A 21,449-nucleotide genomic window follows, 5' to 3' on the forward strand; every position below is an offset into this window, starting at 1 on the left:
TCAAAACGGGAGGCTGCGCCGCCAGAACACGCTATGGATATGTGGAATGCGATAGAGAAACAGTTTTCGGAACGCGAAACTCAGTTCTAAGACCAACTTTAAATGCCCATCATTATCTCGGAGGGTAACTTGGCCTTAAGATGTTTTTTCTCCCTCATTTTTTTCTCCCTCAATCAATGTCTCCAAATGCAGTAGGACCGAATCGGCAAGTGCGTCGGTGTGGTAGCCTCCTTCAAGTAAGCTCACAAGACGACCTTCGCAGTGCGTGCTGGCCACATCCTGCACTATGTGGGTCAGGTCTTTGAAGTCCTCCGTCTCCAGACCCAGCGACCCCACCGGATCGAGTCGGTGAGCGTCAAAACCGGCACTGATGAGAACCAGTTCAGGGCGACTTTTCTCAGCGGCCTGATGCAGTCGTTGTTCGAAAGCAGAGAGAAACTCTTTCCGGGATGTACCGAACTCCAGAGGGAGATTGAAGGTCGTTCCGAGCCCTTTCCCTCGTCCCGTCTCCTCTTTTCGGCCTGAACCGGGATAAAACGGCCAGCGGTGGGAGGAGAAAAAAGTAACCTGTTCGTCTTCATAGAACATGTGCTGTGTACCATTACCATGATGCACATCCCAATCGACTATCATGACCCGGTCGAGTTTATGCTGGTTTATCGCCTGTCTCGCGGCGACGGCGACATTGTTAAACAGGCAAAATCCCATGGCGTCCTGGGGTAACGCATGATGCCCGGGAGGCCGAATGAGACAAAGCGCCGTTTGGTGGTTCCCACTTAGTACCTGATCGACCGCTGCGCACGCCGTACCGGCGGCGGTTATAGCAACATCGTACGATCGCGGGCTGATCACGGTATCCGTTTCAATATGTCCGCCACCCGCTGCTGCCGTCTCTCGAAGGTGCCTTCGGTAATCATCGTCATGAATCGCCGTTATCTGCTCGCGGCTCGCTTCGCGGACTTTACCGCATGGCAGTTTTTCCAGCATTCCGGCTTCACTCAACCGACGATCAATTGCGACAAGCCTTTTGGCGGACTCGGGATGCGACCCCGTTTTATGTTCCTGAAATATTGGATCGTGAAAGAGAAGCGTCACTTGTTCATTCTCCCATCGCGAAAACGATCATTGTCCCTGTTGGAATGGTCAAAGATGTGACTGAATTCCTGATAGAAGCAATTTCAGCAGTTTTCGGGGCTGTGGGGGTCATGTCGAAAAAAAGGGCTGGAAGGTTCCACTGGTACAGATCGTGCTTGACACTTACAAAAAAAGGGTGATATCGTAGAGGGTAACAGGATTTATGCAGGCCAGTTGGTAACAATCAGGATATGATATATCTGGTGTTGTCAGAACAGTATCAGGGTTATTTCCACCCGATTGGGGAATAGAAACCTGTTCAGTTTGCAAGGACATCTGTTACACTTCTTTCTTCACCTGAGGACCTTTTCATTCCGGAATCGTCTTTCCTATCTGAAAATATCCAAAACAGCGTCCTTTGGTGATGCACCAGTGATCGCCATGGGAAAGTGGATTGAAATTTCCCGAGCGAGCGGTACTGACCTTTTTCATTTTTGAACATCGTCTGATTTGATCAATCTTTGATCCTGTCTTCCGGGCCATCTCAAAACCCAATAGTCGATCCATTTGTTGGGACGGTATTCATCGAATACCAAGCTCTGTGTATCGACAATCCACTCCAATTGAGACCCGCAATCCTCACCATGAAACATGACGTTCACACCATGTCACATCTAAAAACCAGAACACTCTGCTTCTCCACGCTGATAGCCACCTTGATTCTCTTTGTGGATGCGCCACAGTCTGTGTTTGCGCAGGAGGACTCCGGTAATTTTTTCGAAGGTTTTGCCAAGCCGTTGCGAAACCTTACCGCGGATGGTGGTTCTGAGGATATTGCAGACAGTAAAACGGAACAGGCTCCTCCCCCTGCCGTAGAAGAGTTGGCACTCGATTTGTTGGTGAGTGGCCAGACACACCCCTCTCAACAAATTGATACAGAATTGACTAACGCCGAGGCCATCAAGGATTTTGCCCGTAATCGTTCTCAGCTCGGAGACATTCTTGAGGAAGGAAAGATTGATAGCGATTCGATGGAAGTCATTCGCAAATCGCTTGAGCAATTGCTCTATTCATTGACGGTCAAAGAGCACCAGAAGTCGGAAGAAAGTAATAAGATCTACGATTTGCTCTACCGTTACTTTGTCAAAAAGTCAGGTGAAGACCTCCCTCCCATACAGCGGCAGCGATATCGTGAGCAAGTTTTTTCACAGATGCTCCCCCTAATGGAAGAAATGCTGAAACAGAATTATTTCGTGCGACTGCGGATTGCGATTCTGCTTTCTGATCTCGATCTAAAAATTGGTGATTACCGAAATAATATCTCACCGGTACCTTTTCGCGCTGCAGTCGACCTGGCTCTGAAAACGGTTGCCTCAGAAGATCAACCCGAAGCGGTCAAAATCTGCTGTCTTCGATCATTGCACAAAGGCCTTCAATACGGTGATTTTTCCAAAGTCTATCGCCTGCAGATTGTGGCCGTCTGTATCGACCAGTTATTGGGCAAAGCAGATAACTGGTGGTATCAACGTGAACTCGTGAAATGCCTGGAAGTCTCCGATGTCGACATTGACGAAAATGGAGTTCCGGTTGTCGTACACGCACTAGCTGTAGTTCTGTCTGATCCGACTCGCAACAAAATGGTACGCAGTCAGGCTGCTCATGCATTAGGCCGGGTACCCATCTCTTCCGGAATGCGAATCAATTTCGAACTGCTGTCTTACGAACTGCTCAGCTTCACAATTAGTATGGCTGAAGAACGAGACGACATGATCAGTTCCTACGAAGGATCCCAAGTACCTGCCGCTTTCATGTCCCACTGGGGCCTTTGTTTTGGGAACGTCTATCTGGCCTACCAGCCACTCGATCAACAGGAAAAAACCAACGAAGTGGGGCTGCTCCAGAGAACAACTCGCCCAGGTATGAATGACCATGCGACTCAGATTAAAGAGACGTATTCCCGGATCCATCCGTTCTTCAGCTTTTTGCTGAACAAAAACAACTTCAACACCAAGTTCCCAGAGGCGATGGTGACTTCGGGCAAGAAATGGTTGGAAGAATATCCCCCCAGTGATTTCAAAGTCGCGCCCAATACAGAAGCTCTCGTCAACCTGAATCAGAAATCCCAACCTGAAGCAGCTCAAACAGCCTCTCGTTAGAGATCGCTTTTCATTAAGAGCCCTTACGCGCCAGAAATTGCTACTGGGCCAGAAATTGCTACTGGGCACTGTGGCTTGGCTATTGGTTTTCGAATGCAGATGCAGAACCTTGCGAGATTTTCAGAGTAACCATGCCTGGCGATTTCTGTATTGAGTTCGCTGCATCGTCCAAAAACTTCGCTGGTCTTTCGCTTTAACTGGCTGCCACTTGTAACCCGTAAGCACTCCCCTTCCTGCTGCAGGCAAGATGCCATCGTTTTGTTGTGCATCCTTCCAGTACGTTTGAAGATAGACGTAAAAAAAGCGTGCTCTCAATTGTGATCACTCACAATTCAAATGCACGCTCTTACGCTGTCAACAAGCTAAGCCAGTGGCGAGTTGGCAACTTTAAAAGCCTAGCCGCCTATTTGGCATTCGCTTTGGCACCGTCTATCATCGTCGAAATGCTCTTCAACTCACTTTTAGTGAGGTTGCTGCTGGAGATATCCAGCAAAGCAGCGAAAGCGTTTTCTGTCGAGTTATCGAACAGAGAAGTGACGACATGTTTCAGTACCGACTTGCGGACAGTCTCTTTAGACTCGGTCGGACGGTACACGTATTTCGTTCCGACTTGTCGATGTTTCAGGTGGCCCTTTTCTTCCAGTAGACGCATCATTGCACGAATGGCGGAATAGCTGGGTGGATCGGGCAGTTGCTTGAGAACGTCTGATACAGAAGCTTCTTTCAGATTGTAGATCGCTTCCATAATCTGACGTTCACGACGGGCAAGTTGAGTGTGTGATTTTTTTTGTGCTTTCATTTGATTTTTACAGCCTCATTCGTCCTTGTCTAAAAGTAGTTAAGTGAACTTCAAACGAAAACCACTGAACCAATCAAGAGTGTGAAATGTTGATTAATCAGCTTACAATTGTAAGAGCGAATTTTGAAAATCGCAACTACTGATTCTGCAATGAATTCAACTCTTTGGCGATTTTGAACATTCCCTACTGAATTTCTCCCTGGATTGCTTATAATGACTGATCATATGACGTCTAACAGGGGTCGATTTGGCAAACATGCATCTGATTCAGACTGAAGCCAGTTGCTAACAAGAAGTGATTTTGCCATATTCTAAACTAGCGTTGGCGATCTCTTCGTATATTTTATAGCTGTTCATTTATTCTTCAGTTGAGCCGAGATCATTGCTGACGGCGGAGTTTGTTGAATGATCAACGAGTGGTACTATCAGCAGGACGGGGAGGAAATCGGCCCCGTTCCATTTGAGCAGATCAAAGATTTGGCGCGGAGTGGCCAGTTGTCACCCGAAGATCAGATCCGAGATGCTGTCTCTGGTATGCTGCTCCCAGCCAAATCAATTGGTGGATTGTTTCCCGCACCGACAGCGAACTCAAACAATTCTTCAGTGCCTCCCGCAAGACGGCGCCGAACCTCCCAGGATTCGTTATCCCAGAATTCGACGCAACGTCCCACCAATACTCGCCGCCCACGAGAGCGCAACCTGTACGAAGAAAGTAGCATCGGCAAAGTCGCTCAGGAGGCGATGGCCGAACAATCGCGGACCAGCGATCGCGATCGCAGACAGAAGTCTCTCGAAAGTGGGACTGCACGCTACGAATCGGCAAATTCCAAAACTCGCCAGACTGCCAGTCGAATTGGTGAATACGCAGAACAGATCAACGACAATGAAGAGAGTGAGTCTCGCTTTGCCTTTTTGGGTGAGCTTAAGGAACACCCCATTAAACTCACGATTCTGGCTGTTTGCATAGCAGCTGGGATTTTCAAATGGCTGCCAGAACGCGACTACGGTCCCCAGGTATATAAAGAGTTCAACAAAATCTACGCCGATGTGGATCACGCCCTTACGGAAGGGGCAACAGAAGATGAATGGAACTCTTTAAAAGAGCAGTCGCGTGCAGAAATCGAAATTCTGAATAACAAGTTGGCGATGAAAGAAACTCGCTCTCCCGTCGAACGACAACTGATCACAATCGGAAAAAACTTATACGTTCTCTTTGACGCGCCTGGCAATCAACTTGAAGCAAAACAAGGGGAAGTCGTCAAGTCGCTGAACAACGTCCGTGAACAGTTGGAATAGCCTCCCACCAAGCTAAGACGGTTGTCGATTTTGAAACAATACTGCGGTGCCGTAAACGACAGTTCCAGGAAGGATGCTCTCATTACTGCGTTTCATTCTCTCGATCAGATTGAATCGAGCATCTGGAAAGGGTTGTCCCTCGCGCCAACCGAAGTCCTCCATCCATGGAGACTCCCCGCACTCGGAACCAACAGCGAGGAAGGTTGCGAATTGCGAACAGTTGTTCTTCGCTCCTGCGATGCCGCCACTCGCACCCTTTATGCTCATACCGACCTTCGCTCTCCTAAAGTCCTGCAGGTGGAGCAACACTCCCGTACCTGTTGGTTGTTCTATCATCCTGAACAGCGGACTCAACTTCGTATCATCGGGCGGACTCAAATACATCATCAGGATACGGTGGCCGACCAGTTCTGGACGGAAAGCGATCCCACCAGTCTCAACCTGTATCGTGCCCCGCACCCGCCCGGGACCGTTCAGCCTGGGCCAGACCCTAATCTTCCTTTAGAAATTCGCGGGCGTAAGCTCAGCCGCGAGGAAGTAGAACCGGGAAGAGATATATTCGTCGTGATGGCGACAAGAATCGAATCCATCGACTGGCTCCGACTCGATCAGGCTGGTTCCCTTCGCGCGCTATTTAAATGGGACGATGAGAACCAGCGGACTGCGAATTGGATTTCGCCGTAAACACTGCAATGGTTCTGTATTCCTGCATTTCGACCAACATTTCCCGGATCCGTCGATCTGCCACTGCAACGAGTAAATATGCAGGCGTGGTAAAGTTTATCGATTTTAACGTTAATACCGATTCTCACCCGAGCCGATAATATCCCCATAAGACTCGACTGTTTGGATGCGCGTCATTCCGAAGGGAACAACCCAGATGGCTCTAACCAAGAGTGACCATCTATGGTAAGTAAACAGCGAGTACGAAGTTTCGTAACATCAGATAGCCTGACGATGCTGATTCAAATCAGCCAGGTTCTACCCGGGGGGGGAAGCAGATGCGCTGGATCTGCGTATGTTTACTCGTCTGTCTACTCGCTTCATCAGGGTGCATGCACCGGGGCCGCGACAAAGTTGTTTACATGCGACCCGAATACAACGCTCTGAACCGTTTGTCGTTTAACATCGACAAGTATTCCCACCAGCCTCCGCGCGCCCGCCATGTAGATTACTACAGATGGATGTACAACAAAGGTCCGATCGATCGAACCTTGCTTCCTGAACTTTACACTCATCAGCCTATCACCAGCGATACTCTTATGCCTGTAGTAGCGGAGAGTGGAGAAACCGAGCCAACCCAGACGATCAACGCGGAACCCTGGCAATGGTCACAGTCCACACCGGGACAACCTGCTGTTCAACTGGAAAGAATTTCGATGCCAGATCAAAACAATGGCATTCAACTCCTTTCCGGACAGGCTGTACATCCAACTTCGACCACTGCTCCGACAGCTCAGCAACGGCCCACGATGCGGCCTACAGTCCGGCAGCAAAGAAGACCACCAAATCAATGGATGTTCTCACCAGTCGTCAATCATTGATCGTAGCGTCGTCTTTGCTGACATCTTGCAGTGCCTCTTCCGAGTCCGCATTCAGCTCTTCCAGTTCACCTGCTTCGATCAGTTTCATACGCTGACGAATCAAGGTACTGGTAGGCCCCACCCATAAGAAAGGTTTACCGGTTTCATCGATACGGCGTTCCGCTCGAAGGCGTAGTGGTGAGAGACCTTTGTTTAAGAGCAAGTTCCAAGCTGTCACATCGGGGCGAATCGTTAGCTTTAAATCGTCAGGGTTTAATTGGATGGCCCGGAAGTTATTGTGGTCAATCACGATCGGAATTCCAGTTCCTTTCTCAATGAATTCAATAAACTCATTGAGAGTAAAATCACGAACCCGGACCGTTGTCCGTGCATAAAAACTGGGAGCGATCTGTTTAGGATACCCTTCCCAATCCCAGCCAACAGGCCACTGCGTCCCGTCTTCCTCGAGTGGATCGATGGTAAGCACTATTCGACCGTCTGGTAGTCGCGTTGGTGCAAAGCCGAGACCAAACTCTCGTAGAAAAATCGCCAATGATGACCCGAGACTGATTCCGCCGAGATTCTCGGGAAATTGAAACTCACGAAGATCAACATTTCGCAAATGGTTCTTCGTTTCATCCGTCAATACCACGGGAAGAGCCGCAGGTAATCCAATCCTACTCAGTCCCTCCGCAAAGTTGGATTTTTTTAAATCTGCTTTCACGTTCGTCGACAATTCCAGTCGCACGAAGGCATATTGCTCTTCGGAAAGACCCCATAGAGGTTTCCCCGCCGGATCACCCAAGGCGCCATATTCCTTTAAAGAAGCAATCCACGTTTTGAACTTCTCTTTCTCATTCTGCTTGGCACGGCCCGCTGTCAGCTTCACATCGCCGTTGATTTCCACCACACCCACGATATGAATATGACGAACACCATTCCGGATCTCCTCCGTGATGGAAGGTTCTTCTTTTCCAATAGTCTGTCGAATCCGCAGCGGTATCATGAGATCAGAAAAGAAGTCATACCATTGCCGCGCCGTGACATCTTGTCCACGAGCACCAGTCAGCAATTCAAACTCAATCTGAGTCGAGGACACCTTCGCAGGGGGACGATAACGGGGCCCCGGTTCCGGTTCTTCCTGAGCTGACAGATTGGGTAGTAGCATCAGGGAAAGCAGTACGAGACAAAGGCAGGATAGGGATCTCTCCATCAGTTTTTCCGTTCCGAACTATTTATTATCTATCGTAGACTCAAATCCGCTTGATTATCAGCTTGATTAATGACTCCCCGTAATCTTATCGGTTCCGGCAGGACGGGTTAAGGGGAATTTTGGACTTCATTGTCTGTTGAGGGTTTGTCAAATAGGACAGCCCCCTTGAGCCTGCCTGCGGCGTGTGTTGTAATATGAGAACGCATCCTGAAACCCGGTTGAGGCTACGTTTATGCTTACAAGCAAGAACGAATCTGACCCATCAGAGGTTTTCAGGACCGTTTAGAGTCAACTTCGCCCCATTAGTCCCACCCATTTCGAACATCTGGTTCGAACGAGTAAGAAGAGGTCCCACCCTAGTGATAAATCCAAAGACTCCCAATAATTTGAACCGCCGTGATCTTTTGAAAGCAGGAGCCGCGTTAACGGCGACTGCTCTTCCGCTCAACAACGCCCGACCTGCAGCGGCTGCTGAACCAACCCAAAAATTACGGACGGCTCACATTGGGGTCGGTGGTATGGGGGGAGCAGACTTGAACCAAGTCGCGACTCATCCACGCGTCGAAGTCACTGCTCTCTGTGATATAGATTCCGGCATTCTGGAAAAGGCGTCTCAAAGTCATCCCAGTGCGAAGACATACCAGGATTACCGGCAACTCTTCGCCGAATTGGCGGGCGAAATCGATGCCGTGGTCGTCTCCACACCAGATCACACGCATGCCCCGGCAGCAATGATGGGACTGAATCACGACAAACCCGTTTATTGCCAAAAGCCACTGACCCACGAGATCTACGAAGCGCGACAATTGCGTCTGGTAGCGGAACAGAAACAATTACCGACTCAGATGGGGATCCAAGTCTCTTCCTCCGCCCAGTACCGGGGAGCAACTCAGTTGATCCAGGGAGGGATCATCGGCAAAGTCAGTGACGTTTACGTCTGGTCACACAAAAACTGGGGCTACGATGGTCCTGCATTCGAAGGTGAAGATGCGATTCCAGAATCAGTCGCCTGGGACCTCTGGCTGGGAACAGCGGCCGAACGCCCCTACAAGAAGGGAGTCTATCACCGCTCTCAGTGGAGGAAGCTGATCGATTTCGGAACAGGTACGTTGGGCGACATGGGCGTTCACATCTGTGATACTCCCTACCGTGCACTTCAATTGACTGCTCCCCTCTGGGCCCGCACAACGTGCCGACCTCCAACAGGCGTCGGTCATCCCGAGCAGAACAAAGTCGAGTATGAGTTCCCCGGAACGGCGCACACCACAGAGACATTAAAGTGGACTTGGTTCGACGGTGCCATGTCTCCTCCCGATCTTTCCAAGTTTAATCTGCCCGCTGATCTGAAACTCCACGATCAAGCCGCCTTCTTCGTCGGAGAAGAAGGGACTCTCCTGTTACCACATGTGGCCAATCCTCGGAAATTCGTCGATGGTAAAGAAGTCCCAGTCGAGATGCCCAAACTGGAAATTAAAAACCATTATCATCAATGGGTCGATGCATGCCTGGGTGAAGACGAGACGATCTCCAGCTTTAGCTATGGCGGTCCTTTGACAGAAGCTTTATTATTGGGCGTCGTGGCGAACAGGTTCCCGGGCAAGACGCTGGAATGGAACGCCGAAAAAATGGAAGTGACCAATCTGCCCGCTGCTAATAAACTGATTCGCCGAAACTATCGAGAAGGATTCGAAGTTAACGGACTATAAGAGTGAGCCAAAAGCGATCTGACGACGTCGAAAAGCAACCGCTGCCCTGGCGGGAGCGTTGGTACGAAATCATTTTCGAAGCCGACACCCCGGCAGGGAAGCTGTTCGACGTCCTGTTGTTGATTGCGATTCTACTGAGCGTATTCGTCGTCATGTTGGAGAGTGTCAGCTCGGTATACCAAGCGAACAAAAATTTGATTGATGGAACAGAATGGTTCTTTACCATTCTATTTACCATCGAATACGTCGCCAGAATTGTCTCTGCCCGTCGTCCGTTTCGGTACATCTTCAGTTTTTATGGTGTTGTCGACATTCTATCGATCCTGCCAACTTATCTGACGCTTTTGGTCCTGTTCGATTTTGAAGTAGACACGCTGACAAGACTGACTGTTGTGCGTGCCCTTCGTCTGTTGCGTGTATTTCGTGTTTTCAAATTGACGCACATGTTGTCGGAAGCAACAGCGTTGCGACAGGCAATCTGGGCTTCCCGGGCGAAAGTTGCCGTCTTCATTACGTTCGTCGTGATAGCCGTCGTGATTGTAGGTTCCGCAATGCACTTGATTGAAGGACAGAACAACCCAGGCTTCAAGTCGATCCCGCAGAGCATGTACTGGGCTATCGTGACGATGACTACTGTTGGTTACGGGGACACCGCCCCGACGACCATTACAGGCAAGACGGTAGCTTCATTTATGATGATCCTGGGATACTGTTTCATCATCATACCAACAGGGATCGTCTCGGCAGAACTATCTCAGGCCGTTAGGAATAAAGTCACAACGCAAGTCTGCCCGGAATGCATGGCGGAAGGACACGATTTAGACGCGACGCACTGCAAATATTGCGGGGCTCGTTTGTAAGGTCGATCCTGGCCGAAGCCAGGATTCGTCTAATATTTCCAACGCAGCGGTAACATCACCAGTCAGATTCATACTGGACTAGATCCTGTCCAGGATAAGTGTGGCGGCTATCGGTCCCGAATAGCCCTTAAAAACAGTAGGCTACGCCGTCAGAACACCCTACGGTTATCTGGAATGCGCTCTAGTTGCGTCTTGAACCGATTCATCAAAGACGAAGCGGTCTTCACTCATGCGGCGCGTGATTTCGTCAATCATAGCCTGTCGGTCAATCGGCTTGGACAGGTAGGCATCACACCCCGCCTTGATGCAGGAGGATTCATCCCCCTTCATTGCGTGAGCGGTCACAGCGACTATGTGGCCCGGATATTGTGCATCACGTAATTTGCGGGTTGCCGTGTATCCATCCATTACCGGCATCTGCATGTCCATCAAAACGAGATCGTAAGGTTCGCCCGACATCCAACGATCAATCGTTTCTTCCATTCCAATTTTTCCGTTCCCGGCAATATCGACTGTAAACCCTGCTTTTTTGAGTAGGAAAGAAATCAGTCGCTGATTATCGAGTCCATCTTCCACCAGCAATATCCGTCCCGTTCGGTTTGCCTGAGAAGCGGCGATGGGGGCGTCCATATTGTCGGAAGCACCCTCGGTTTTCAGCGAGGATTGTTTGATCACTTCCGGGCAGATCCAGAATTGAAAACGGGACCCTTCTCCCAAATCGCTCGATACGTTCACGTCTCCACCAAGTAAGCTGGCGATTGTTTTCGTTATCATCAGCCCCAGTCCCGTCCCACCGTATTTACGAGTCGTTGACGAATCGGCTTGGCCAAACGGTTGGAAAATGCGTTTCATCTGTTCGATCGACATACCAATGCCAGTGTCAATCACTTCGAAACTCAATCGGCTCTCTAGCTCATTATGCTGCACTACGAGCCGAATCTTCCCGTTCTCTGTGAACTTGATGGCGTTCCCTACCAGATTAACCAAGGCTTGTTTCAAGCGTGTCGGATCAGTTCGAATTAACTGCGGGATCTCCCCTTTAAACTCGGGGACCAGTTGCAAGTTTCGAGATGCGGCACGTTCTGAAAGTAATTCCTGCACTTCTTCGACGATCTTACGTGGATTGGTTTCTCGGTACTCGAGTTCCAACTTACCTGCTTCTACTTTGGAAAGATCAAGAATATCGTTTATCAATGCCAAGAGATGAGAACCATTCCGATGGATGGTTTCGACTGCGTGTTGCTTCTCTTGAGGGGAGACATCTTCATCTCGTAGAACTTCACTAAATCCGAGAATAGCCGTCAGCGGAGTACGAATTTCATGGCTCATATTCGCCAGAAATTCCGACTTCGTCGCGTCGGCCTGTCGCAGCATTTCGTTTGTGGAAATTAGCCCCGGAAGTTCCAGCGCTTTGGGAATCAGTTTGAACAGAACAACCAATGTCACCAGCGAAACCATGGCGGTCGCCAGTTTTAACAGACCGGCGACACGGTACAGCGGATAATAAAAAATGATCGCTTCGAGTAAGTGCCCTGCCCCGCAAAACAGAATGAATGCGGCAAACAGGAAGAAGATGCTATTAAAAGGAATGTCTCTCCGCTTCCGAATGAAGTAGAGCAAAGAAACTGGAATTCCAAAATAGGCGATAAAGATTCCGAGATCAGAAATGATATGCAGCCATCCCTCCATTGAAGACCATTGACCACAATTCCATCTCGCAGGATAACTTGAAGTGTCAAACAGGTTGGAGAAGAATCCTGCCAGAGAACTTTCCACTGGACGTGCTGCCTCTGCTGTTGGCGAAATACAGAACTCAGCTCCCGCGCAGCAACTGCTGCGGTCAATTTCTCCATAGGCATGCGTCACCTCTCCCGCCAGCAAGGCGAGCAGAGCGCAGATAACTAAAGCAGATTGTCGTAGACCGGTAAAAACGGTCATCGGCGTCCTCCAAGGACATTTTACTTGAGTGAATTTCTTTCGCATTTTCTAATTACGACAACTTATCGGTCGTGTCGGTCACTTTTCCGGGCATCTACCTGAATTCGTAGGCCCGAGGGAACAACCCTTTACACGACCACTCTGTGTCGCATTTCTGAACGAGGCAAACTGAACGGTGAGGTATCTAACAGCACCTTGCGCAATTAGTGCTGACGGGGGGAGCACTATCACTCCTTTCCCGAAAATGCAGGATGATCCGGTTACAGGTCAGTGAGGTAAATCCCCCATTTCAATAGGAGGCGAATACAGCATCGATTTCCCCAAAACTCCCCAGACCGACTTAGCCCGATAGACTCTCACCCGCTTTTTTTCATCAAGGACCGCGTAGGTTTTTCAGCTGACTGGTGCGACGTAAATCAATCACATCTTGTCGATCTGCACGCTCTTCGATAAGGTCTGGCAAGGACTTATCACGACACTCCCTTATTTACTAATTGGATTTACGTAATTAGTAAGGGAGTTACCGCATGGGGAAAATCATGTCAGACCCGAAATACTACGACTATCGCCAGAACCGCATGATCAACATCGATACGGAGGGTTGCGAACTTGTCGAATGGAAACAGAAATTTGAGACATGCCCCTTTGCTCGGCACACAAAGGGTTTCAAGATATTTTTGTCCCCTGATAAACTGGCGGCAAATGATGAATATGCAGAATCAGATCCTTACAACGTCGAAAAACAGATCGACAGCCAATTTCACCAGCGTCGATTCGGGATCACCATCGATCTGCTGCAGCAGGCTGAGAAGCATCTGAAACGACCGTTGAAGATTCTCGATCTCGGTTGCGGCGAAGGTCACATTACCCAGCTGATGCTCGATCGATTTCCCACGGCTGAAGTTACTGGACTCGACTACGCTGTCTCCGCAATTGAATATGCCCATGAGCACTTTCCGGACATCGACTTCTGCGTAGGCGACGCCACTTCAGGCCCCTATGCACAGGAATACTTCGATGTGGTTGTCTGCAACAATCTGTGGGAACATGTCCCCGACCCCATGCATCTGCTGAGAGAGATGGATAAGTTCCTGAAACCGGGCGGCTTCATCATCGTCTCGACTCCGAGTCGCTACCGCATTTCCAACTTGTTCCGAGTCTTGTTAGGAAAACCTGTCGCATTCATGTCGGAACATCATGTGACTGAGTACACCGTGGGGCAGGTGATCGAGCAGTTTCGATTTGGTGGATTTCAGGTCATCGAAATGCTCAGCCGCCCGATTTCCACGGGCAGCCTACTGGGCCGAATCTTGAGAAAGATCATTAACATCTGGATCAACCTGATTAAATCGCATCATCAACTCGAAGCAACCGTCTTCTACCTGGCCCAAAAACCAGCAACGAAAACGCCCGGTCGATCACTTTGACTCCCTGATGAACCCCAGCTTTCCAATTTCGACTTCCGAACCCAATCCCGTTTCTCAGGGCTATTCTACATCGACCCAAGACAATCGCCACTCGGGCCAGACTGACTCTTTTCTCCCGACTTGTAGAACAAGCTCATCTTCGATATATTCTCCGACGAAGGCCCCGGAACTTTCTCGGAAACCCTCAAACACTCTACTTGCCGCTGTAGCTCAGTTGGTAGAGCGACGCACTCGTAATGAAGAGAAGCGATTTTCAGAAAACGCTTTAAACCCCTTTATTTACAGTGTGAAACGCTTGTCACGCCCCCACTGAAAAGACGCCAAAAGAGGCCGTTTTTACCCCCTTGCTGGTGTCAGTGACACCCGGAAATAATGACGCATTTTGTATGCGTTGCATGAAAAAAAGCCCGGTCAGGAATCCCCAACCGGGCCGAATTCATCATAATCGCATCAGATCGCCTGTACGACGTTGGCTTCAGTTTCCGAGTGTTGGTTCAGGCTATTGAACTTATCGGCGAACTGGTGGGCCTCACCTTTAGAAATGTGGGCCTGAAGAACATCGCCCGCTGTCGTGATGACATTGAAGAGAGGTTTCCAGGCTGTGCGTTTTGACCTCTGCTCCAGGTAGTATTTCACATAGTCAGGACGGATCGGGCAGGCTGCAATAGCCCACGTTTTCGTTGCCTTACCCGTTTTAAGGTTTCCGATCACACTATTAATATGACCCAGTGCCTTCTTTCGATCCTCACGTGAATAACCTCCTCGCAAGCCTGTCGGGGGCATATCGTATTCATCAATCGGGCTCCAGCCGTTTGGAACTTGAATCCTCAACGTGGAATACATCTTCTTACGAGGCACACACACGTACCAAACATAAACGGTATCGCTGTCGATTCGTGCCTTCATAGTTGCCCGATTCAGTGCCGCTGTGATTTCGGCAGTTACGGAATATTCCAGAGGTGGAATGCATCGAGGTGATGCTGAATGTGACGTTTGAGACTGCCAATCTCGGGGCACCCGACTGACATAATAGAACGTTTCGAGCAGAACCGGCGCCGGATACTTAATCGGAGCCGTTTTGTCCGGCGCATTGGCAACGTTGCCAGGGGAAGCGGGGTCGGTCAATCGACTTGAGGCATGACCATTAAGCGAGGTTTGGGGAATCGTAGTCATTGGGATGACTCCTTCCGATGCACGCTGCGAACAGCGCACAAAAAAGAACCCGCACATGCATTGGCGTTCTCAGGCGGTGTTGAGCCGCCTTGGGGGCATTGCTGCTACCCCACACCCGCGCATGTGCGGATTCTTGCTTTCAACTTTGTTTTTGAGATCAACATGTCTTTCGACTTTGAGAGAGTGGGATTATGCCGCTCTGGTTGTAGGGTTGTCAAGACTGCACAGCCGAAAACCAGAGTTGATGACCTTCCACTTCACAGTAATTGTTGTATTATCTGGTATGGTAATTTGTGCAGTTAGCAAATCCCAGTTATCATCTAAAGAGCTGATTGAAAACGATGTATTGTACTCTGAGTAAGCACTGGCTATATGAAATTTGAAATCATTGATGCGATTAACTTATTGGTACCTGGTTTAATAGCAATGTGGATCTTTTATGGTCTCACTCCGCACCCTAAACCACCACACGCAGAGCAAGTCATGCAGGCGCTTATTTTTACATTACTCGCTCAACTCTTCATGATCCCCGTGCGGGGTATATTTTATTTATGTGGATTGGTCTCGACTTTCTCCGAGTGGCCAGATAGCGGCGAATCATTACTTGCAGCCTTTGGTGGGTTCTCATTAGGGCTTCTACTTTCGGCTTGCGCAAACAATGACTATCCGCATAGTCTTTTTCGTAGAAAAACCCTCACATGGAGAGAAAAGGGTGAGAACTCTTCAGCTCCTTATTGGACACAAAAAAATTCATATCCACACGAATGGCACGCTGTGTTTGCCAAGGACTTTGGGTATGCAACTCTTCATCTAGCAGACGAACGAATGCTTCACGGATGGATTAAACAGTATCCCGACGATCCTTTTAACGGTTTTTTCTATATTACGAATTTAAGTTGGATTAAATCCGATGGCTCAGAATCAATACTGAAAGGCACTCGCGGGATGCTGGTTCCAGCAAAAGAAGTTGTTTTACTTGAGCTTTTCGAAGATCCAACTTCTGCAGCAACAGAGGATAGTGACGATGCAAATGATGAATCAATAAACACCTCTCCCAATAAAATCACTTAATTAGCAGTTCTCTAAAACTTTAAAGGAGTATTCAGTGCCACCTGAGAAACCAATCAAAGTAACCCACGTAATCCGACCAGATGATCCCGGGACTAAAAAGGGTGGGGTGAATCCTCGAGCTCCTATTCCCAGAGAGGAAGGATCTAGGCAGGTACCCCCCCCTCCTCAAAAACCGAAGGATAAATAACCAGTTTTGTAAACCCCCCGTCCAGGCGATATGAAAACCCGGACGGGGAAGTGTGACCCAGCAGACGAGGAATAGAGCGTCTACCGGGGAACTACAAGAATCGTTATGCGGCCGCCCCTTTGGATTTCACGCCGCCGCGGGGATCACCCATGGCAACGCCGAAATCGAAGTAGCTTCGCATTTGCATTCCCAGCGTATCGAAGCTGGTGTCTGCTGTTTCAATGAACGGTGACTTGCGACCTCCCAGAAATGCCACTTCCATGACCGCGACGTCATTGCCATTCGTAAGCAGGTACCAGGCGGAAGCACTGGCGCCGCTCAAGTTCTGACTGTTCAGCCAGGGAGTCGCTACTGCTTTGTAGGCTCCGGCGTGTGGGTTGCCTGATGGCGTGGGAGTGTTGGCCGTCGGATTAATCTCAACCGTCGTGTCACGGACAATCTGGCGGGCTGTCGTCTTCAATGTCGACGGTACCAGCAAGATTTCAGGGTTGATCAAAATCGGATCGCCGTTTTCATCGACTTGATCAGTGAAGTATTGATCGGCCTCAGTCAGGCTGTCGATCGAGAGCACAGAATCAGCCCCGTCGAAATAGTTGTTGTTGCCCGCCGCGAAGAAGTTACTCGGGTTGCTCAACAGCAGCGTGTAAACTTCTTTCTCCAATTTGATCGCCGCCATGCGGCCCATGATCGCAGGGAGTTGAGATAGGGCTGAAAGGTCGTCATTGATCATCATCTCGCGTGTGATCGAAATGATAGCTCCGGATGTTTCCAACTTCGAAGTGTATTCCTGCTCTTGCAAGCTCACGTGTTTCAGCTCACCCGACGGGGCGATTTGTGAAAACTCCCCTTTACCAGTCAGCCGATAACGAGTGTGCTGTTTGAAGTCGCTGTTCGACTCGACTCTGCAGAAGTGCTGCCAGGTCGTATTCACCGCATTGTAGGCCGACAACATAGATTTGTTGGCGACGTTCGAGACGATACCAGGCAGGGAGACCGTCGAGAAGTTCGCTTGCAGCGATTGATTCGCAGAGAATGCCGCCTTGATTGTGTCGACGGTGATTCGATTTCCAGAGGGGTTGTGTCGGCCTGCTGCATTGAGAACGGAAATCAGAACGTCATGGAGTCCAACGTTTTGATATTTGGACGATAACGCCGCCTCAATGGTCCGTTCGTCGTAATGCTGGCCGGCTTGTTCTTCTGTCAGTCCGCAACTGAAACACAATGCCGCTTCCAGAATCTGCCCTTGAGTAGTGTGGTTGCTACTTCCACCGCCAACGCCAGCCGGTGCGGTTGGTCGACCAGCTCGAAGGACCTCCAGTTCCGTTTTCTGAACATCCCAGCCCTCGCCAATCGCCTTGGCCTGAATCTTGGGGTATTCCCCGTTACAGGCTTCGATGACGCCAGCAATGCGGGCACGTTCATTCTCAACAGTACGTTCGTCAGCTTCGGTGATATTGTTCCCGCTGGCGTTCAACGTCGTCACAGGTGCTGTAACGTTTTTCTCTTGAGTCTGGTTCGTAGTGTCGCCACTTTCGGTCGTTGTAGATTTACCCGACATGTATATTTCTCCTGAGTGAAAGTTAGCCGCGATGCGAACCAGGGTCTCGGGATCGGCTCCGATGGTCACAATCGAAATCTCATTGAGTTTCGACTTACGTGCAACCATGAAGGGATGATCGGCCTTTATCGCTTTGCCGTTTACGTAGATAGTTTGATTAACAGGGACGCGCTCAATCTCTTGAACCACAGTCCCCACAGAACATTGAAATTGAACTCCGCTTTTGTGCAGTCCGATCACTTCGGATGCTTTAGCAGAGGCAGAAGAAAGAATCCCGGTTGCCCAGACTTGGAAGTCACGAACAATCGCGTGACCGTAACCGACCGTTGAACTCAGGGTGTTTTCATGGTCGACCAGAAAAGGAATCTGGTCGGATATGGTGAGCCCGTTCAGGTCGATGATGACGGGGGTTTCCCATCCAGCAACGCGAAGAAAGCCACCCGTATAAGCGAGCAGGTCGATTTTGACATCGCCGTTTTGCTTCGCTTCCAGGACGGTCTCAGTCGCCGCTGTAATCATCATCTGTTGTTCGGGCATGGTTACCATTAGATTTCGACTCCCATCGTTTCCAGCTTGACCAGAACGCATTCGTGCAATAACTGGCGAACAGCCGGGTTCTCATCCCGTTTGAGCATCAACAGCAGGTCTTCGAGAGTGTAGTTCCCGGTCGCCTGCAACATCTCTTCTTTGGCTTCGACAGAGTGAGAGAGTTCGGTCTGAATTCGATAGGCCGTTTTTTTGGCGTCATGCAATTTGTTCGGGGCTGGCTTCCACCGCTCCCGGTTTTCAAGTGCCGCGAGTAGGCAACAAATATCGCAAGCCGACCAGCACATTCGCCCGCCTTGATTCTGAGGGGGCTGCATGTATCCCTTGTCGATGAATTCATTGATCGTCTCGACAGAGCAGATATAGCCCGACGCCGAACAAAGTTCGATCACTTCCCGATTGGAAGCGGGATAGTGTGGATGAACGTCGGCAATCTTCCAACCAGGAGAGAGGCGTTCCCGGGCTTCCTGCTCGATGACTTGTCTTGGATCAGTGGTTTCAGTTGTACTCATGGGGTTTGTCCTTTCGTTTCAGAAAATATAACGATCAATTCAGCAGATCAGGCGGGTTGATTGTCGCCTTCAACCGCTTTATTAAAGTTACTGCTATATCTAGCACTTTCTTTATGACCGTTGAGGAATGCCGCTCCGATGCTGGGGTAACCCCCACCCACTAGGATCTCTTTAGTGAGGTACTTATTGCCGCAATTCCGACATGTTCGCTCCCTCTCGGTGATACCAGGTTTGGACTTTGTTCGGGTAATCCCGGACACCCCCAGCCCACAAACAGGGCACGTTGGACCCTTGTTTTCTAGTGTTTCCGTAGCCTCTGAGGCTGCTTGCTGCTCGCTCATTTTCTCGCTACTCCGTTTCCCGTATTGAGGGGAAATAAAGTCTGTCTATTAATGTGATAGTTCCCGCCGCTGTGCTCCGTCGCCGACCTCCGGGAAGGACCCGCGACCCTCTCGCCGTCGAGCTGGCCGCCCATCGACCAGGGCAGAATGCAACAGGCTGATTTCTGATTTGGAACAGTTGGAACAGTTGGAACCTTTTTGGGGTATAAGAGCGCCTTGTATACGCGAAACGTTGTTTATGGGTAAAAAAGGTTCCAACCGTTCCAATCGTTCCATTTCTTATCTCAACGCGATTGATTGATACCACCAACCATTACTCCTTGTCTTTTGGAACCCCATTTCCGCAAGTCGTTGTCCAAACTTCTTTTGTGTAGAAGTTTGTTGCCCTGATTCTTCACACCACTCTTCAAAAGCCTTAAAAAGTTGTCCTGCTTTGATCTTGTATGCAATTGCTCCGGTTAAACATTTGTCATCAATGAACTGACCTAAAACGTCTTCATCTGATCGATATTCGTTAGTTGCAGAGTCAATTAGTTGAGGTATTTGTAAGCCACCATTGACCCAATCAACGCATCCAAGAACAGCCCAGGCGAGTATCCCTTCAGACAAAGCAAGGAGCTTTTCCTTGAGTTTCTTGTCCTGTTGGTCTGGGGAGAATGTTTGACTAAAGGGGATGAGAAGTAGTCGCCGCCATATCCCGTTATCTGTTCCCGCTACGACTGGCTTGTGATTGGTGCACAGAATCAATTTATGAGTCGGTAAGAATTCCCAGAAATCCTCTCTCATTTTCCTTGCCCGAATCTTGTCACCACCCGTCAATTCTTTGACCAGAGCTTCATTCAGCTTTCGGCTTTCCTCTGTTTCCGTACAAACAACCAATCGCTTTCCAAATAGGTCAGCGAGTTCTGTTGGGTGTCTGTCGCCATTACTGGCAACCAGCATTGTTTGCGGTGCTTTTGACGCATAGTCAGAGCCGATTACGCTCATTAAGACTTCAAGCACTGTGCTTTTTCCATTGGCACCCTTTCCCCAGAAAATCGGAAGGACGTGTTCCACCGTTGATCCTGTGAGGGTGTAACCGAAGAGACGTTGAACGAAGTCGGCCAGTCCTTCATCAGGGAAGATTTGTTCTAAGAACTGATCCCACAAATAGGATTCCGATTCGGGATTAAAATTAGTTGGACAAAGCTTGGTGATGTAATCTTCTTTTCGATGCTCCCTAAGTTTCCCTGTCCGTAGATCGACCGTTCCATTTGGGCAATTCAACAGCCATTCGTTTTGATCTAAATCGGTCGGCATTATGGGGACTTCAGATTCCGCCAACTTCAACAAAGCTGTAATGCCTGAATTCTTCGCGGAGTCCCTAGCAAACTTGATTGAGTCTTCATCAGGACAATCTGCGACTTCATGCCACAGTTGATCGATCATCTCTTTAGCAAGTTGACGAATTGCACCCGAGCGATCGATTTCCCATCGCACTTGATTCCAGATCAACCACTTTTTCCAAGGGTGGCAGTAAAGGCATCTATCACCGAATAGCCTCAAGAAACGCCGTGAGTTTGCTAACTCGGTGCGACCTTTGTCCGAAGCAACTGGACAATCGGGCAGAATGGAATCGGATTTCGAATCGAGAAAGTGAATATCTGCCTCAGGTGGCAACGTTGCCACAGCTTCTGGCTTCCAGCATTCGCCAGCCTTGACTATTTCCATCAGTCTTTCAGGCGTGTTCTCTTCAGACTCAAACCAATCAGTGACGTCGCCCTTATGTCCAACTTCTGTCAAATGAATGACCTTCACGCTCGCTGCTTTCGGGAAAACATTCGCGGCAACATTTTCTCCATGTTTCAATCCGTCTGTATCTTGATCGGGAAGAATGACAACATGCCGATTCTTGAAATAGCGGGCGTAGTCCTTCCGCCATTGCCCCGCGCCTTGAGCGTTTGTCGTGGCAACGAATCCAGCATTCGTCAACGTGTCAACGTCCTTCTCCCCCTCAGCGATAAATACAGGCTGATCAATTGAAGAATTGAGTAGTTCAGGAAGACGATAGGGAGGTTTTCTGATTCCCT

The 21,449-nt window shown here is 49.4% G+C and carries 16 protein-coding genes; 8 read left to right on the plus strand and 8 right to left on the minus strand.

Features of this window, described 5'->3' with window-relative positions; genetic code table 11:
- Nucleotides 1-135 precede the first annotated feature (135 nt).
- Nucleotides 136-1,095, minus strand: a complete 960-nt coding sequence (locus Pla110_RS14030; protein ID WP_144996372.1) for a histone deacetylase family protein — start codon at nt 1,093-1,095, stop codon at nt 136-138.
- Between the two features lie 644 nt (nt 1,096-1,739).
- Between Pla110_RS14030 and Pla110_RS14035 the strand changes: the two genes are divergently transcribed.
- On the plus strand, nt 1,740-3,230 hold the full coding sequence (locus tag Pla110_RS14035) for a hypothetical protein (protein ID WP_144996373.1): 1,491 nt from the start codon (nt 1,740-1,742) through the stop codon (nt 3,228-3,230).
- Nucleotides 3,231-3,633: 403 nt separating this feature from the next.
- On the opposite strand, the gene Pla110_RS14040 is transcribed toward Pla110_RS14035, so the two are convergent.
- Complete coding sequence (locus tag Pla110_RS14040) at nt 3,634-4,029, minus strand: BlaI/MecI/CopY family transcriptional regulator (protein ID WP_144996374.1); 396 nt, start codon at nt 4,027-4,029, stop codon at nt 3,634-3,636.
- A gap of 405 nt (nt 4,030-4,434) precedes the next feature.
- Between Pla110_RS14040 and Pla110_RS14045 the strand changes: the two genes are divergently transcribed.
- From Pla110_RS14045 to Pla110_RS14055, 3 genes are all read left to right on the plus strand, one after another.
- Entirely contained in the window at nt 4,435-5,325 is an 891-nt protein-coding gene (locus Pla110_RS14045) for a DUF4339 domain-containing protein (protein WP_144996375.1), read from the plus strand.
- Nucleotides 5,326-5,355: 30 nt separating this feature from the next.
- Nucleotides 5,356-6,009 (plus strand): PNPOx family protein, encoded by a 654-nt coding sequence (locus Pla110_RS14050; protein WP_197440202.1) that lies wholly within the window; start codon nt 5,356-5,358, stop codon nt 6,007-6,009.
- Between the two features lie 317 nt (nt 6,010-6,326).
- On the plus strand, nt 6,327-6,869 hold the full coding sequence (locus tag Pla110_RS14055) for a hypothetical protein (protein WP_144996377.1): 543 nt from the start codon (nt 6,327-6,329) through the stop codon (nt 6,867-6,869).
- Here the strand turns inward: Pla110_RS14055 and Pla110_RS14060 are convergent.
- Complete coding sequence (locus Pla110_RS14060) at nt 6,859-8,061, minus strand: hypothetical protein (protein WP_144996378.1); 1,203 nt, start codon at nt 8,059-8,061, stop codon at nt 6,859-6,861. The two genes, Pla110_RS14055 and Pla110_RS14060, sit on opposite strands and share 11 nt — an antisense overlap.
- 359 nt (nt 8,062-8,420) lie before the next feature.
- Here Pla110_RS14060 and Pla110_RS14065 point away from each other — a divergent pair, with 359 nt between their 5' ends.
- Together Pla110_RS14065 and Pla110_RS14070 are read left to right on the plus strand one after the other, a co-directional pair.
- Complete coding sequence (locus tag Pla110_RS14065) at nt 8,421-9,767, plus strand: Gfo/Idh/MocA family protein (protein ID WP_390620438.1); 1,347 nt, start codon at nt 8,421-8,423, stop codon at nt 9,765-9,767.
- A gap of 2 nt (nt 9,768-9,769) precedes the next feature.
- On the plus strand, nt 9,770-10,627 hold the full coding sequence (locus Pla110_RS14070) for an ion transporter (RefSeq protein ID WP_144996380.1): 858 nt from the start codon (nt 9,770-9,772) through the stop codon (nt 10,625-10,627).
- A 165-nt stretch (nt 10,628-10,792) separates the two neighbouring features.
- Here Pla110_RS14070 and Pla110_RS14075 read toward each other — a convergent pair whose 3' ends face one another.
- The gene (locus Pla110_RS14075; protein WP_197440204.1) at nt 10,793-12,565 is read right to left on the minus strand and encodes an ATP-binding protein; all 1,773 of its coding nucleotides are present in this window, start codon (nt 12,563-12,565) and stop codon (nt 10,793-10,795) included.
- Between the two features lie 539 nt (nt 12,566-13,104).
- Here Pla110_RS14075 and Pla110_RS14080 point away from each other — a divergent pair.
- A complete protein-coding gene (locus Pla110_RS14080; RefSeq protein ID WP_197440205.1) occupies nt 13,105-13,992 on the plus strand; it encodes a class I SAM-dependent methyltransferase in 888 nt (295 codons plus the stop codon).
- Nucleotides 13,993-14,442: 450 nt separating this feature from the next.
- On the opposite strand, the gene Pla110_RS14085 is transcribed toward Pla110_RS14080, so the two are convergent.
- The gene (locus Pla110_RS14085) at nt 14,443-15,165 is read right to left on the minus strand and encodes an RNA-binding protein (protein WP_144996383.1); all 723 of its coding nucleotides are present in this window, start codon (nt 15,163-15,165) and stop codon (nt 14,443-14,445) included.
- 372 nt (nt 15,166-15,537) lie between these two features.
- On the opposite strand from Pla110_RS14085, the gene Pla110_RS14090 reads away from it, so the two are divergent.
- Nucleotides 15,538-16,236, plus strand: coding sequence for a DUF6338 family protein (locus Pla110_RS14090; protein WP_144996384.1), 699 nt, complete (start codon nt 15,538-15,540; stop codon nt 16,234-16,236).
- A 290-nt stretch (nt 16,237-16,526) separates the two neighbouring features.
- On the opposite strand, the gene Pla110_RS14095 is transcribed toward Pla110_RS14090, so the two are convergent.
- From Pla110_RS14095 to Pla110_RS14105, 3 genes are all read right to left on the minus strand, one after another.
- A complete protein-coding gene (locus tag Pla110_RS14095; RefSeq protein WP_197440206.1) occupies nt 16,527-18,527 on the minus strand; it encodes a phage major capsid protein in 2,001 nt (666 codons plus the stop codon).
- Nucleotides 18,527-19,039, minus strand: a complete 513-nt coding sequence (locus tag Pla110_RS14100) for a hypothetical protein (RefSeq protein WP_144996386.1) — start codon at nt 19,037-19,039, stop codon at nt 18,527-18,529. The genes Pla110_RS14095 and Pla110_RS14100 overlap by 1 nt, the downstream gene beginning before the upstream one ends.
- Before the next feature lie 620 nt (nt 19,040-19,659).
- Nucleotides 19,660-21,351 carry a DNA primase family protein gene (locus Pla110_RS14105; RefSeq protein ID WP_231742452.1) on the minus strand — a complete coding sequence of 564 codons (1,692 nt, stop codon included), beginning with the start codon at nt 21,349-21,351 and terminating at the stop codon, nt 19,660-19,662.
- Nucleotides 21,352-21,449 lie beyond the last annotated feature (98 nt).

The sequence above is a fragment of the Polystyrenella longa genome (assembly GCF_007750395.1).
In the GTDB taxonomy this organism is placed as follows: domain Bacteria; phylum Planctomycetota; class Planctomycetia; order Planctomycetales; family Planctomycetaceae; genus Polystyrenella; species Polystyrenella longa.

Excerpts from the sequence above, each read along its gene's own strand:
- Pla110_RS14055 (WP_144996377.1), top strand. The coding sequence starts at position 6,327 with ATGCGCTGGATCTGCGTATGTTTACTCGTCTGTCTACTCGCTTCATCA.
- Pla110_RS14040 (WP_144996374.1), bottom strand. The coding sequence starts at position 4,029 with ATGAAAGCACAAAAAAAATCACACACTCAACTTGCCCGTCGTGAACGT.
- Pla110_RS14090 (WP_144996384.1), top strand. The coding sequence starts at position 15,538 with ATGAAATTTGAAATCATTGATGCGATTAACTTATTGGTACCTGGTTTA.
- Pla110_RS14075 (WP_197440204.1), bottom strand. The coding sequence starts at position 12,565 with ATGACCGTTTTTACCGGTCTACGACAATCTGCTTTAGTTATCTGCGCT.
- Pla110_RS14100 (WP_144996386.1), bottom strand. The coding sequence starts at position 19,039 with ATGAGTACAACTGAAACCACTGATCCAAGACAAGTCATCGAGCAGGAA.
- Pla110_RS14095 (WP_197440206.1), bottom strand. The coding sequence starts at position 18,527 with ATGGTAACCATGCCCGAACAACAGATGATGATTACAGCGGCGACTGAG.
- Pla110_RS14080 (WP_197440205.1), top strand. The coding sequence starts at position 13,105 with ATGTCAGACCCGAAATACTACGACTATCGCCAGAACCGCATGATCAAC.
- Pla110_RS14060 (WP_144996378.1), bottom strand. The coding sequence starts at position 8,061 with ATGGAGAGATCCCTATCCTGCCTTTGTCTCGTACTGCTTTCCCTGATG.
- Pla110_RS14035 (WP_144996373.1), top strand. The coding sequence starts at position 1,740 with ATGTCACATCTAAAAACCAGAACACTCTGCTTCTCCACGCTGATAGCC.
- Pla110_RS14045 (WP_144996375.1), top strand. The coding sequence starts at position 4,435 with ATGATCAACGAGTGGTACTATCAGCAGGACGGGGAGGAAATCGGCCCC.
- Pla110_RS14085 (WP_144996383.1), bottom strand. The coding sequence starts at position 15,165 with ATGACTACGATTCCCCAAACCTCGCTTAATGGTCATGCCTCAAGTCGA.